The organism is Novibacillus thermophilus, from assembly GCF_002005165.1.
In the GTDB taxonomy this organism is placed as follows: domain Bacteria; phylum Bacillota; class Bacilli; order Thermoactinomycetales; family Novibacillaceae; genus Novibacillus; species Novibacillus thermophilus.
Window position 1 is genome coordinate 2,166,067 of the sequence record NZ_CP019699.1, and the last position, 13,973, is coordinate 2,180,039.

9 protein-coding genes and 2 pseudogenes are annotated in these 13,973 nt (G+C 51.6%); 9 read left to right on the top strand and 2 right to left on the bottom strand.

The genetic code is table 11. The features are described 5' to 3' along the window. Positions 1-2: 2 nt before the first annotated feature. Complete coding sequence (locus tag B0W44_RS10650; protein WP_169835533.1) at positions 3-1,385, bottom strand: helix-turn-helix domain-containing protein; 1,383 nt, start codon at positions 1,383-1,385, stop codon at positions 3-5. Positions 1,386-1,621: 236 nt separating this feature from the next. Here B0W44_RS10650 and B0W44_RS10655 point away from each other — a divergent pair, with 236 nt between their 5' ends. From B0W44_RS10655 to B0W44_RS18575, 8 genes and pseudogenes are all read left to right on the top strand, one after another. Next, positions 1,622-2,818, top strand: a complete 1,197-nt coding sequence (locus B0W44_RS10655; RefSeq protein WP_077720021.1) for a hypothetical protein — start codon at positions 1,622-1,624, stop codon at positions 2,816-2,818. Continuing rightward, positions 2,819-3,424, top strand: a complete 606-nt coding sequence (locus B0W44_RS10660) for a histidine phosphatase family protein (protein ID WP_077720022.1) — start codon at positions 2,819-2,821, stop codon at positions 3,422-3,424. It abuts the gene before it with no gap. A 160-nt stretch (positions 3,425-3,584) separates the two neighbouring features. Next, positions 3,585-4,345 (top strand): annotated as a pseudogene (locus B0W44_RS10665) ((Fe-S)-binding protein). Beyond that, on the top strand, positions 4,342-5,841 hold the full coding sequence (locus tag B0W44_RS10670) for a LutB/LldF family L-lactate oxidation iron-sulfur protein (RefSeq protein WP_077720023.1): 1,500 nt from the start codon (positions 4,342-4,344) through the stop codon (positions 5,839-5,841). The pseudogene B0W44_RS10665 and the gene B0W44_RS10670 overlap by 4 nt, the downstream one beginning before the upstream one ends. Further along, complete coding sequence (locus B0W44_RS10675) at positions 5,807-6,508, top strand: LutC/YkgG family protein (protein WP_077721350.1); 702 nt, start codon at positions 5,807-5,809, stop codon at positions 6,506-6,508. The genes B0W44_RS10670 and B0W44_RS10675 overlap by 35 nt, the downstream gene beginning before the upstream one ends. 119 nt (positions 6,509-6,627) lie before the next feature. Continuing rightward, positions 6,628-7,185, top strand: coding sequence for a tRNA 5-(aminomethyl)-2-thiouridylate-methyltransferase MnmM (gene mnmM, locus B0W44_RS10680; protein WP_169835534.1), 558 nt, complete (start codon positions 6,628-6,630; stop codon positions 7,183-7,185). Positions 7,186-7,479: 294 nt separating this feature from the next. After that, positions 7,480-9,192 (top strand): annotated as a pseudogene (locus B0W44_RS18570) (glycoside hydrolase family 2 TIM barrel-domain containing protein); the annotation flags it as partial. Positions 9,193-9,350: 158 nt separating this feature from the next. Next, positions 9,351-11,423 carry a beta-galactosidase small subunit-related protein gene (locus B0W44_RS18575; RefSeq protein WP_228440999.1) on the top strand — a complete coding sequence of 691 codons (2,073 nt, stop codon included), beginning with the start codon at positions 9,351-9,353 and terminating at the stop codon, positions 11,421-11,423. Positions 11,424-11,551: 128 nt separating this feature from the next. Here B0W44_RS18575 and B0W44_RS10690 read toward each other — a convergent pair whose 3' ends face one another. After that, complete coding sequence (locus tag B0W44_RS10690; RefSeq protein WP_077720025.1) at positions 11,552-12,220, bottom strand: AroM family protein; 669 nt, start codon at positions 12,218-12,220, stop codon at positions 11,552-11,554. A 237-nt stretch (positions 12,221-12,457) separates the two neighbouring features. Here B0W44_RS10690 and B0W44_RS10695 point away from each other — a divergent pair, with 237 nt between their 5' ends. Continuing rightward, complete coding sequence (locus tag B0W44_RS10695; RefSeq protein ID WP_077721187.1) at positions 12,458-13,729, top strand: IS1380 family transposase; 1,272 nt, start codon at positions 12,458-12,460, stop codon at positions 13,727-13,729. Positions 13,730-13,973 lie beyond the last annotated feature (244 nt).

Here is a 13,973-nt window from a genome sequence, read left to right on the forward strand (position 1 = left end):
CCTTATACAAGCGCGGTATGTCCAATCCGACAAAAAAGAGGGGCGTCACGCCTCTGAATGTTCCCCTCACGAATAAGGTTTTTGCACGGACTGTTCAATTGGGTCTTCTGGGGTGCAACTGTTTGATCCCGGAGCATGGGCACATAATATTTAGCTAAGATGTAGTGGAATTCCTTTTTTTTGTCGAATAAATTTGTTTTGTCTGCAAGTTGAATGCCTTCCTGGCTAACTTCTTTAATGTCTTCCGACCGACACTCGAGGGCGATCTTCGCCTTAAGTTCAAGTAATTGCAAGTACTCTGACGTGAGTTCGAATTTTTCTGCCAGCTTTGTCGCCTTTGTTGCGTACGTTTTAGCCTTGTCTAATTCTTGTGTTTCGTAATAAACCACTCCGTACAAATAGTAAATGATGGCCAGTATGTTTTGGTCTTTGGTCATTTGACACAATTTGTGTGCGATATCGAGACAACGTATTGCTTCGTCAAACGCTTTGGAGCGGCAATACATTTCTGCCAGATTTAAATACAGCAAACTGGCCGTATCCGGTACAGGGTAGTACTTTCGTGAAAGGGCAATGGCCTTTTCAAGCGTTTGAATGGCGTTGTCGTACATCTGCTGCTCGGAGAGGATCAATCCTTCCAAATTATATTCCAGGATTAACAACCGTATATCATACGTTTGCGCACTTACTTTTTGCGCTTCGAGCACATACTTGTACGCCGTGCCGTACCGTTCTAAGTGGTAACAATACGTTGCTTTGTCGTGTAAAATCTGTCCTTTAAAATACAGGTTTTCTTTGTCTTCTTGAAAAGCGTCCAACGCTTGATCAGCGTACTCAATGGCTTTTTTGTAATCTTGATCCCCGTAAAATGCGCAAATTGACAAGAAGTAGTTCGCTTCCGCTACGAGGTTCTGTTTGTGCTTCACGTTCGATTCTTGCGCCATGCGGATCACGCTTTGCAAGGCCCGTTTGGCCCGACCCCACTGCTGTCGTTTGCGGTATAAGATTCCTTTTTGCAATTGGACACTTATGTTGTAATACGGAAAATCGTCAAGCTCGTCTTTTTCTAGCTGGCTTAGTGCTCTCCGTGCTTCATCGTACAGTTTGAGTTGGATGAGGTGGCGGGCAACGGATATTCTCGCTGCGAGGCGCTGCTCTTCTTGCTTCGTTTTTCGGGCCATCTCCTCGATGTCTTCCTTCGTTAACCCCAGCCGCTCCATGATGTAAGTCAGTTTCTCCTCACTGACGTTGTAGACGACCCCCCTTTCGATATTACTGAGGGTCGGGACCGACACTTGACTGTTCGCCAGATCGTTCAAAGTCAGTCCCAATTCTTTCCGCCGTTTACGAATTAAAGCGCCGAATTCAATCCGATCCATTTCCATACGACTTCCACTCCTGGCAAATTTTATCATGCTTATATTCATTTGACATCAAGTTCGAATTCCCTACTTATTGCTAAAATTTTAATATTGTGAGAGGCTTTTATATCACAAAAAGTCGAGACCGTCTGCCGGATCTCATCTGTCAGATGATCTAGTAGCCGTGTGGCCGATAATCCGTTAAGATAGTAGGGGAGAGAGCCCTGATCCGCTTTTGTTCAGTGAAAGGAGAACGGCTGATGTTCGATGTGGGGCGGCGTGTTTTGTTTCTCATCCTGATCGGTCTGCTGTCGGGTTGCCAGACGGCATCCGAGGCCGGTGCCGATCCGCAGACCGAACAGCCAACAGCAGCGGTCGGTAAAATGCCCGAGGAACAAAGTGAGCCGTTTCGACCGTATGCGTACGAGGAAGTCTCACAATTGAAGACGCTAGTGTTCGCGGACGGATTTGAAGCATATACATCCGAGAAGCCGTACTTACTTGGCTACAGTTACGAAGGCGATTACGTCGCCACGATCATTTACGACGCGGCTCAAGAAGGGTACATCGTGGAAGTTCACGACACTTTGACGAACAGTGTCGCATACGAAGCGTTTGTGCCCAGTGCCGACCGTTTGTTAAAAAGCGACTCCGTCAGTCACGACTTGCTGACCGCCGCCCAAGAGTCCCTCGATATGGGTTACCGGATTAAAGTCCCGCCGGTCGTCAATGAGCAAACAAGCGGCGTTTTTGAGCAGCAGGGAGCGGAAGGAAATATGTTTCGCTTTCACCTCGGCGTGGAGGAGGAGACGTTTCGCGTTGAGGTCAGCAATCAAGACGGGCAGATGTGGATTGTCGTCAATGACAGCACCCCTTTGAACACTGACCAAACGTTTGTCCACGAATACACGTGGGCAATTCACCCGCAAGGGACAGATCGTGTCTCCATTATGGTTTATACGGCAGTAGACGGTCAGCCCGTCACACCTTATGTGTACACCGTGAACACGGCGGCGCTCGACAGACGCCTGTCCGAACAAGCGTTAAACCAAACGTTGGAAAAGTGGTTGGATCACCCGAAGATCATCTACCGCTATCCTTCAACGGCAAATGCCCACTGCGTGCTGGCGGTGGAAGCGGAAGGCGAGGAGGCGCTGGATGCCACCTCCATATACAATGGCCGAGTGGCCGAGTTTGTCCTTCTTGACCGGAACGGGGAGAAGGTCGTGCACGGCGAAGCATCAGGCGTTTTTGACAGAGAGGATCACCTGTTAAGCGCACCTGACGAACACCATCACTACGAAATTACAGTGATACCCGGCCAAGTGGCACGTTATGCAGAACTGTTGGTCGTCGACATATACAATGGAGAGGATGACCTCGCCCAAACGTTAGAGTGGTCGTGGGACGCCAAAGAACGGGAATTTCAATTGATCGGAGCGGAGGGAACAGAGTAAATGCACTTGTTTTTAGTTCGCCATGGCGAGACCGTGTGGAATGTGGAGAGACGCTGCCAGGGACATACAGATATTCCGTTAAATGAAAAGGGGCTCGAGCAAGCGGAAAAACTGGGCCGCTATCTGCAGAACGTCCAGCTCGACGCCGTTTACGCCAGCGATCTCAGCCGTGCCCGGCAAACGGCGGAAAAGATCGCCCAGTATCACCGTCTGAACGTGCAAAAGATGCCAGCTTTGCGCGAACGCCACTATGGGGAATGGGAAGGTTTGACAGTGGAAGAAATTAACGAGCGCTACCCTGATCAGCTGCACGTTCGGCGGGCAGGAGGGGTGTACGGAATTGAAACGTTTGCCGATTTGCAAGGGCGTGTATTTAACGGCTTGACTGATTTAGCGCGCAAACATTCGGGCCAAAATGTGGTGGCCGTCAGTCACGGCGGGAGCATTAACGCTTTCCTGCACCGTGTGACGAACGGGGAGTTGGGAACAGGGGTGACGGTCATTGAAAACACAGGAGTGACGCAGTTGGTGTACCGAGCGCAAGGACGTTGGGACGTTCTCCATGTGAACGAAACGGAGCACCTGGTGAGGTCAAGTACTAGGTAGTTGACACGTGGAGATTGGCATAAACGACTGATTCGCTGAAAACATAAGGGCGGATTGACTTGCGTACGTAGTTGCACGATGAAACGGGATCGACTACTATTTTTAATAAGGATTTTTCGAACTTATTGAATAAACTGAGTGTATAAAGGGAGAGGTTAATTTGAAGGTTTCCCTGTTCATCACCTGCCTCGCCGATCAATTTTTCCCCAATGTCGGCGTTGCGACCGTCCGTCTGTTGCGGCGACACGGGTGTACGGTCGATTTTCCACGAACGCAAACGTGTTGTGGTCAGCCCGCGTTTAACAGCGGTTACGTGAATGAGGCACGTCGAGTGGCGGTAACGCTTTTGGACGCGTTCGACGATGCCGACTACGTCGTCAGTCCCTCGGGATCGTGTGTCGGCATGATTCACCACTACTACCCTGAACTGTTCCGGGACGACACGGAGCTTCTGGAGCGTGTCCGGCGGCTTATCGACAAAACGTACGAGTTCTCCCAGTTTATGGTCAATGTGCTCGGTGTCATAGACGTGGGGGGGTGTTTCCCCACCGGGTGACGTACCATCCGTCTTGCCACGGCTCTCGCCTGCTTGGGGTGAAAGATGAGCCGATGAGCCTCCTCAAAAGTATAAGCGAGATTGAGCTCGTTCCCCTTCCGCATGCAGAAGACTGCTGCGGGTTTGGCGGGACGTTCGCTGTGAAGATGAGTGAGATGTCCGGGGCGATGGTCGAAGAAAAAGCCGATCACGTGATGGAAACGGAGGCGTCTTACCTCGTCGGGACGGATATGGGATGTCTGATGAACATCGCCGGACACTTGAAGCGGCGGGGCGAACGGATTAAGGCGATGCACCTTTCGGAACTGCTGTACACTGCCAGTGAGAACGGACGGACGTCCGTCGTGAAGGAGGGTCAGACGTGAGTGACGAGACGACGGCTGCGACGCTGCGAGAGCGGGCATCCCAAGCGCTGTCCGACGATTTTTTGCGCCAGGCGGTCAAGTTTACCACCGATCGGCTGCGCGGCAAGAAGCGGGAGAGTACGGAAGCGTTTGGCCGGTGGGAAGAGTGGCGTGAACGCGGACGGCAGATTCGGGCCCACACCATCGCGTACTTGGACTACTATCTCGACCAGTTTACGCGCAACGTGGAAGCGCTGGGGGGTCACGTTCACTTTGCGCAAGATGCAGCGGAAGCACGGGAGATCGCCCTCCGCATTGCACAAGAAAAGCAGGCGAAACTGACGGTGAAGTCGAAATCGATGGTGTCGGAAGAATTGCACATCAACGACCATTTTGAAGCCCATGGCATTGAATGTTTGGAGACGGACCTCGGGGAGTGGATTGTGCAGCTGGCCGACGAAACACCGTCCCACATCATTATTCCTGCTATTCACAAAAACCGCTACCAAATTAAAGACTTGTTTGAACGACAAGGCGGAGAGACGCTGTCAGAAGAGACGGAAGTGCTGGCCGGCTTTGCCCGCCGCACGCTGCGCCAAAAGTTTCAACAGGCGGAAATCGGCATGACCGGCTGCAACTTTGCCATTGCCGAAAGCGGCTCCATCGTCATTTTTAGCAACGAGGGGAACGCCCGCATGGTGACCACATTGCCGAAAACACACATCGTCACGATGGGGATGGAGCGCATATTGCCGTCCTGGGACGATCTCGAGGTGATGGCGAATTTGCTCCCCCGCAGTGCGACGGGACAGAAGTTGACGGTTTACATGTCGGTTTTAAGCGGCACGCGGCGGGAAGGGGAAATCGACGGTCCGGAGGATTTGCACGTCATCATTTTGGACAACGGCCGTTCACATCAATTAGGAGATCCGGAATTTCAAGAAGTGCTCCACTGCATTCGCTGCGGTGCTTGTTTAAACGTGTGCCCCGTTTACCGTCAAGTTGGCGGACATACGTACAATTCTCCGTACAGCGGTCCGATCGGCGCTGTCCTCACTCCGCTCTTGCGCCAGGACGACGGACAGGCAGAGGAGTTGCCCTACGCCTCCAGTTTGTGCGGCGCCTGTTACGACGCCTGCCCGGTGAAAATTCCCCTCCACGACATGCTCGTCCACTTGAGGCGGCGCAAGGTGGAAAAGGGGGAAACGTCCAAAGGGGAGCAGCTGGCCTTTCGCCTGTACGGCAAGGCGTTCAGTTCCGCTTCAACTTACAGCGCCGGCGGCAAAGTGGCGCGTAAACTGCAGCGGGCGACCGTGGGAGACGGGTCGCGCATGGAGTGGGCAAGGCCCTTTACCGGACCGCTCCAAGGCTGGACGGATCACCGGCACTTGCCGGAGCCGCCGGCCCGTTCGTTCCGGGACATATGGGCAGAACTGGAAAAAGAAGGGTCGGACGTTTCGGAGGACCGTGTCAAGGATTTGCATGGGAAAGATGCAGGTGATGCCCGTGAATCGTGAAGACTTTTTGCAACACATAGCCGACCGCTTGGGGCGCCCGCGCCAAACGACGCCGCCGGCCCGGGACGTGCGCGGTGTCCCTTCGTTTTACCGGGAAGAACCGTTCGGCGAAGGGGCAGTTGTGGATAAGGTGGCACGGTTTTGCGAGGAACTGTCTGCCCTCGGCGGACACGTCGATGTCGTTGATCACATCGGACAAACTCGGCACGTTTTGCAGCGCGTCGTGGCTGAGTCTCAGGTCGTCGTCACGTGGCACCGGGATGTCTATGGCGGATGGGAACTCGATTGTCTGTGGGAAAGTGAGAAGGTGTACTCCGACCCCGCTGCCCCCGACTTTATGGACATGGCGAAAAAGGCGGACATCGGGATCACCACCGTACAGTACGCCGTGGCCAATACAGGCACGATTGTCCTCTTTACGACGGACAAGCAACCGCGCTCGGTCAGCTTGCTGCCCGCGATACACGTCGCCCTCATGAAAGAGTCGCAAATTGTCTCGCGGATGGGTGAGGTGTTTGAACCGCTACAGCGTGTTCAAGGACGGGAGTTGCCGTCATCTGTTCACTTCATCACCGGGCCGAGTCGTTCGTCAGATATCGAAAACGATCTGAGCATCGGGGTCCACGGTCCAGTTGCTGTCAGGGCCATTGTCGTGAAGGGTGTGTAACAGTTGATGTTCATATGTTGCCTCCCGGAGAACGGCAAACATTCGGAACCGTTATCCACCATCACAAGATTTTCACGTCGCCGTTGCGGCTGAAAAAACAGGCGTCGAGGAGGGTGAAGATGGGGTTTTTACGCATGACGGACATGGCCCACTTGTTCCTCGCCCAGTACGTTCAAGAGGGAGACACGGTCATTGACGCGACAGCCGGAAACGGCTACGACACCCTCTTTTTGGCGCAAAAAGTGGGGGATGCTGGTATCGTCCACGCGTTCGACGTTCAGCGTGAAGCCATTGAGAATACGCGTGAGCGTCTGAAAGACCACAACCTCTCCCATCGCGTACGGTTACACCACACGACACACACCGACATCTCAAAGCTGAACACCCCAGTGAAAGCCGTCGTATTCAACCTCGGCTACTTGCCTGGTTCGGACAGAGAGATCGTCACGCAGGGAGCCACCACGTGTGAAGCTGTTGCCGCTGCCTTGTCCCTTCTGCAGTCAGGCGGCGCCGTCGTCATCGTCTTGTACCGCGGCCATGCTGGTGGTGAGCAGGAAGCGGCTGACGTGGAGGCGTACGTGAGTCAACTTTCCCATTCCTCGTATGTCGTCTCCAAGTACGCACACATCAACGCCCCGCCGACATCTCCGTACATTTTGCTGATTGTGAAAAAATAAAGGTGAAAAAAACTAGAATTTTCCCCGCCGCAAAAATGTGAAGCAAATCGCAAAAAAATATATAGCTTTTATATCGCAATCAATCTGATACAATTGATAGAATTTGCTTAGAATGATACTCATCTTTAGGACAAAGAGGAAGGAGGGCTGTCCGTCATAGAGAGTGATGTGGTCAGTTTGCTGATGGATTCAGAAGGTTGCCTGCCAAAAAATAAAGGTTAAGGAGCGTTTTCAATGGGTCGAAAAAGCTTGCTTATCGCTTTGTTGTTTGTACTGGTGGTGTCTACCTTCGGAATGCCGGGCTTCGCCCAGGAAGGAAACGATGACGTGGAGTGGAACAACAATCCCGAAATTTTCCAGGTGAATAGAGAGCCAGCACATGCTACGTTAATGCCGTACGACACTGTCGAACGGGCATTGGAAGGGAAACGGGAAAACTCTCCTTTTTACCAATCCCTCAACGGGGAGTGGAAGTTTCATTGGTCTGAGAACCCTGCGTCCAGGCCGGTCGACTTTTATGAAACCGATTACGACGATAGTAGCTGGGACACCATTACCGTTCCCAGCAGCTGGCAGTTGGAAGGGTACGATTACCCGATATACACCAATATCACTTATCCGTGGACCGGTTACGAAAATCCGTCACCGCCGCAAGCGCCAACGGTTTACAATCCGGTCGGTTCCTACCGCCAAACCTTCACCGTTCCCAAAAACTGGGACGGACGTCAAGTGTTTATTTCGTTCCAGGGGGTTGAATCCGCTTTCTATTTGTGGGTAAACGGGGAGAAAGTCGGATACAGCGAAGACAGTTTCACCCCGGCGGAGTTCGACATCACCGAGTATGTCCAGGAGGGAGACAATACACTGGCTGTTGAAGTGTACCGCTGGTCTGACGGCAGCTGGCTGGAAGACCAGGACTTCATTCGACTGAGCGGCATCTTCCGGGACGTCTACTTGTATTCGACCCCGAAGGTCCACATGCGGGATTTTACAGTAAGGACCGATTTGGATGAAGCGTATGAAGATGCGACGCTGCAAGTGAGTGTAGATGTGAGGAACTACAGTCAGAATCAGGCGGACGCGCACACAGTGGAAGCGATGCTGTACGACGCGAAAAAACATCCTGTATTTGAAGAGCCCATGGTGATGGACGCCACCTTTGACGGTGAACAAGAAGTATCCGTCGAATTGGATCAGTTTGTGGAAAATCCGCTTAAATGGTCGGCAGAAAACCCCAATTTGTACACCCTCGTCTTAAGTCTGAAAGACACGTCTGGTGAACTGATTGAGACCGTGAGCACGCGGGTCGGTTTCCGCGAGTTCGAACTGGAAGACGGACAAATGAAAATCAACGGCAAACCGATCATGTTTAAAGGTTTTAACCGGCACGAGATCGATCCGGACACGGGAAGAACACTCAGCGAAGAGCGCATGATCGAAGACATTAAGCTGATGAAGCAGTTCAATGTGAATGCCGTGCGGACTTCCCACTATCCGAACGACCCGAGGTGGTATGAGCTCGCTGACGAATACGGCCTGTACGTCATCGATGAGACCAATTTAGAAACACACGGCGTTAGAGATCGTGTCCCGGCCAGTGACCCCCGTTGGCGAGAAGCGTCCCTCGACCGCTTAAAAAGCATGGTGGAGCGGGATAAAAATCACCCCTCCGTATTGATCTGGTCGTTAGGGAATGAAGCTGGCGCCGGCGACACGTTTAAACATATGGCCGAGTGGGTGAAAGAAGCGGACCCGACTCGACTCATTCACTACGAAGGAGACAACCGTTGGACTGACGTTCAAAGCCATATGTACTCGAGTGTCTCCTTCGTTGAAGATTACGGGAAATCAGGCAATACGAAGCCGTTAATCTTGTGTGAATACGCCCATGCCATGGGAAACAGCATCGGGAACCTGTACAAATACTGGGAAGTGTTTGAGGAGTACCCCAATCTCCAGGGCGGATTTATTTGGGATTGGGTCGATCAAGCCTTGCGCTGGCCTACTCCGAAAAAGTACGAGACACCAGACGAAAGCGCGAGCAACCTCACCGGTGAACTATTCGGCGACATTGTCGACGGCGTGAACGGTAACGGGATTCAAGGATACGTGACACTTCCACATGCACCGGAACTGGATCTGACGGACGCGTTTACGCTGGAAGCGTGGGTCAAACCGGAGCCGACACGTACGCACAGTCCTTTTGTGACGAAGGGGATACCCAGTTTGCGATCAAACAAAACCCCAATGGCGAAATCGAGTTCTTCGTGTACAGCGATCAGTGGGTCGTCGCCAAAGCGAAAGCTCCGGACGACTGGTACGGCAACTGGCACCACGTGGCAGGCGTATTTGACGGCCGTGTTCTGAAACTGTACATCGACGGCGAGCTGAAAGCGGAGCAAACATTTTCCGGTGTCGTCAACCGAAACGGCTTCCCGGTCAACATCGGGCGCAACTCCGAACATACAGAACGCCTGACTGGTGCGGCCATCGATCAAGTACGCATCTACAATCGGGCGTTGTCAGCAGAAGAACTGAACGACGATCAGCGCACACCGGACGAACATACGGTGTTGTGGATGGATTTCGATCGTTTTGACGAATTTGAGTACGAACAGAAAGAGTTTTTCGCGTACGGCGGGGACTGGGGAGACCACCCGAATGACGGAAACTTTAGCGTCAATGGAGCAGTGTTCCCGGACCGAACGGTGCAGCCGGAACTATGGGAAGTGAAAAAAGTTTACCAAAATATAAAAGTCAAACCGGTAGACGTGGAACGAGGGAAGGTTGAAATCCAGAATGATTTCCTCTTCACGAACTTAAACGCCTTCGACGTGACGTGGAACGTGGCAGAGGACGGGGAGACGCTGCAAGAGGAGCCGATGCCCCGGCTGGATATCGCCCCGGGTGAAAGCAAAGTGGTGACCATCCCCTTTGAACAGCCGGAACTGAAGCCGGGAGCTGAATACTGGTTAACGATCAGCTTTACTTTGCCTGACACCACTTCGTGGGCGGAAAAAGGGCACGAAGTGGCCAGGGAACAGCTTGAGATCCCATATGTCGTCCCTGAGAAACCGGTCGTCGACGAAGGAGAGATGGGCCCGGTGGACGTTGCGGATGAGGAGGATAGGGTGACGGTTGAAGGGGACGATTTTGTCCTAGCATTTGACAAAGAAAGAGGAACCATTTCCTCGTATGCGTATCAAGGCACCCAGCTGATAAAAGAAGGACCCACCCCGAATTTCTGGAGGGCTCCGAATGATAACGACAAAGGGAACGGCATGCCCGGCCGGACACGGACGTGGCGCGAGGCGGGACAAAATTGGGACATCCAAGACGTGACTGTCTCAGAGAAAGGGTCCAAAGTAGTTGAAATCAAAGTCGATGCAACCTTGCCGACGACGGCTGAATCCCGGTACACCGTCACGTATACGGTATACGGCAGCGGGGACATCGTCGTCGACAGTACATTGGAGCCGGGAGAGAATCTGCCCGAAATTCCGGAAGTCGGGATGATGCTCACCCTGCCGGAAGAATTTGAAACGATCACGTGGTACGGCCGAGGACCGCATGAGAACTACTGGGACAGAAAGACGGGTGCTTTCGTCGGCGTCTACAGCGGAACAGTAGACGAACAGTACGTTCCTTACCTGGAACCACAAGAGACGGGGAACAAGACGGACGTCCGCTGGGTCACCCTGACGAATGAACAGGGCGTCGGCCTGAAGGCAGAAGGACTGCCACTCATTGAAGTCAATGCGTTGCACTACACCCCCCACGACTTGGACAGCGTGTCACACCCGTATAAACTGACCAAACGGGACGAGATTACGTTGCGGCTCAACTACAAGCAAATGGGGTTGGGCGGTGACAACAGCTGGGGCGCCAGACCGCATCCGGAATTTACGCTCGATGCTGATCAACCGTATTCGTACAGCTATAAGCTGAGTCCGGTATCGGGAGATTCTGCTGATGTAAGTGCAGCTGACATAAAGGTACTTGTCGAGAAATTCGAAGAACAAGGAGCATTCGAGGACGAGCGTACGGCCCGCTCCTTAAAAATCCATTTAACTTCAGTGGATCTTTATGAGAAGCAAGGGGCAGCCGAAAAAGTGGTCAAACACATGAAGAGTTTTAAACACCTGCTTGACCATCAGAGAGAAAACAAGCTGATTTCTGAGGAAGCTTATAAGGTTCTCAAGGCTGCTGCTAATAATTTGATTCAGAAGTGGCAATAGACTTTAAATTTGCCTTATTAACCCCCTGTGGCAGCGCATTGTCACAGGGGGGTTAAAATTAGGGTCTTCAAGGGGATTAAGAGCGTAAAGAAAACACTTTCTCCCGTTTCAGTGTATGTGTGTAACTTTTACACCAACTCCGCTGCCGCTCTGGCGACAACGCTGCGTGACAAGGCAACCGGGGAATCGGCGATTCGCTTCACTCTATCTCTCATCTCTTCGCTGTACCCCATGCAATCCAACACGATTATATCCACGTTCTCCTCTTTTAAAAACCGCAGCGGCCTTCTCAAAATCGGCTTCCTCATCATAAGGAGACGCGGCTGCAACAGCCAGGTCGAGGCCGGCTTTTTTCCATTTGTGTCGAGTTTGATCGATTTGTTCCGGTAGCGGTACAATGATACCCAGTTTGCCTTTGGGAAGTACCCCTGAGATGAAATGGTATAATATGCGTCGGGATACAACAGCGGATACCGACTGTCTAACGGAGGGAAAGAACCGGTGCACGCCAGTATGGTGGTCTTTGTTCCCGCCGCTTCCAATGCTCTTATCTTTTCCTGCAACAGTGGCAGTATCGCTTCCTCGGAAACTTTTACCGAACGCCCGTTATGCAAACGAGAAACCAGTGTGATATCCTCTTCCCCGGGCTCTAACGGTTTTCGTACAGTCTCTGAAAGTCCGTCAAGGGCTCCCATTTCGACAACGCCGATATGCTCCGGAAGGTATGCTCGCATTTCGGGGGTCATATCGGTGCGGGGAGATTGCCCGATTGTCAAAATACCTATCTTCTCTCGCATGTGTAATATTTTCCTCGCTTCCGTCACAACGTAACTTATCTATCAATGGTACAACGGTTTTAAACGCTCATTGTAAAATGAAATGCAACAAAAGAAATAAACCTGAATTTCGAAAGTAAAGTTGCTTGATCCAGTAATAAAGGTGCTCCAATCCTTGGTATAATGGTGTTTGAACGAACAACAAAACCCAAAGAGAGGGGCACCCGTTAGGTGAAGTCTACCACAAACATCGCCAAAATGAAAACAGAATTCACGCTAAAGAATGCAACCTCACACGCAGGGAGTAAACCCTTGCTTGCGTACCTTGAAAAAATCAAACTGGAAGACGCTTTTCGTCAGATAGGTTGCGGGAAAGGCCGGAATACGCTTTTTCCGTTCTTCAAGATCTTGATGTACCTTTTAGTCGGATGGCTACTGGGTTGCGAACGTATATTCCATTTCCGCTCATTGCGAGACGATTCGCTGGTACGTCGATTTTTAGGTGGACGTTGTCCCCATCACACTCTTTTGTATAAAGAACTGTGCCGCGCTGCTGTCTCCATGCCCACGATCCGTCGGGACTTGAAGGCATTAAACCTTGATCTCATCACTCCCTGCCTATCCGACGAATGCATTCTCGACCTCGATTCCACCGTTGAGACGGTGTACGGGAATCAGGAAGGGGCCGAAGTTGGGACAAACGCTCAAAAGCCCGGACGTAAAAGCTTCCAACCACTCATCGCCTTTGAAGGAAAGTCCCGTCTTTACCTTAATGCCGAACTGCGTTCAGGCAATACGCATTGTTCCCGCAATGCCCATACTTTCGCGAAGGAAACCCTTCAACGTCTTCCTAAATCGTGTAAAGTCAAGTATGCCCGATTCGACAAAGGATTCGGCGGCGAAACCTTCTATAGTTTTTGGGAAGGCAAACAGATCGGCTACGTTGGCAAACTCAAATGGACGCATCGGTTAGCCAAAGAAGTCGCCAAATGTCCTCATTGGAAACGCTATGTGGACGGAGACGTCATCATCGAAGGCCTTTGTTTAGTGTACAAAGCCACTTCTTGGAAAAAGGCTCGAATGGTGGTCGTCATCAGGAAAGCCGAACGCTACGATGGTGATCAACTCCAATTCGACTTTCTTTGGGATTACGAAGCAATCGTGACCAATTTGGATTGGGAGCCCATCGACATTTGGCGTTTTTACAATCAGCGCGCGTGCATGGAGAACTACATCAAAGAAGTGAAGCACGGCTTTTCGATTCACCGTATTCCGACAGATTCGTTTAAAGCCAATGAAATCGATCTGTTGCTGAAGCTGTTGGCCTACAATGTATTCGAGCGTTTTAAGATGGACTGCTGTGAACCGGTTCATCGCCGCTATACCATTGCACGATTTCGTAAGGAGTTTTTCCATGTCCCTGGTACGATCATCTATCGCAGTCGCCAAGTCATTCTAAAAATCGCGGCAGCCTTCCAAAATGAGTACAGTTGGCGGCGCATGGAAGAACGGGTGGTTCTCCTACAATAATGCCTATCCAAACTTTTACATGGAAATAACCGAGCCCGCTTGTGTGGGGAGGGGGAAAGTGTATCCCAAGAACAAGAAACCCCATCGAAAGGACAAGTTTAGTTTCCACTTTTACTGTTTGTTTCCATGTGGGTAATGCTAGAAATAGCTGATGTTATCCACATTCGAAATTCGGGATAAACAAAAGCCATGGTAATTCCGTTATGATTAAGTCGACGAAAACCCTCATAACAGGAGGAATTAC

Bases quoted from the DNA above. Each gene is read 5' to 3' on its own strand.
- B0W44_RS10650 (WP_169835533.1), bottom strand. From the start codon at position 1,385: ATGGAAATGGATCGGATTGAATTCGGCGCTTTAATTCGTAAACGGCGG.
- B0W44_RS10655 (WP_077720021.1), top strand. From the start codon at position 1,622: ATGTTCGATGTGGGGCGGCGTGTTTTGTTTCTCATCCTGATCGGTCTG.
- B0W44_RS10660 (WP_077720022.1), top strand. From the start codon at position 2,819: ATGCACTTGTTTTTAGTTCGCCATGGCGAGACCGTGTGGAATGTGGAG.
- B0W44_RS10675 (WP_077721350.1), top strand. From the start codon at position 5,807: ATGGGAAAGATGCAGGTGATGCCCGTGAATCGTGAAGACTTTTTGCAA.
- mnmM (WP_169835534.1), top strand. From the start codon at position 6,628: ATGGGGTTTTTACGCATGACGGACATGGCCCACTTGTTCCTCGCCCAG.
- B0W44_RS10690 (WP_077720025.1), bottom strand. From the start codon at position 12,220: ATGCGAGAGAAGATAGGTATTTTGACAATCGGGCAATCTCCCCGCACC.
- B0W44_RS10695 (WP_077721187.1), top strand. From the start codon at position 12,458: ATGAAAACAGAATTCACGCTAAAGAATGCAACCTCACACGCAGGGAGT.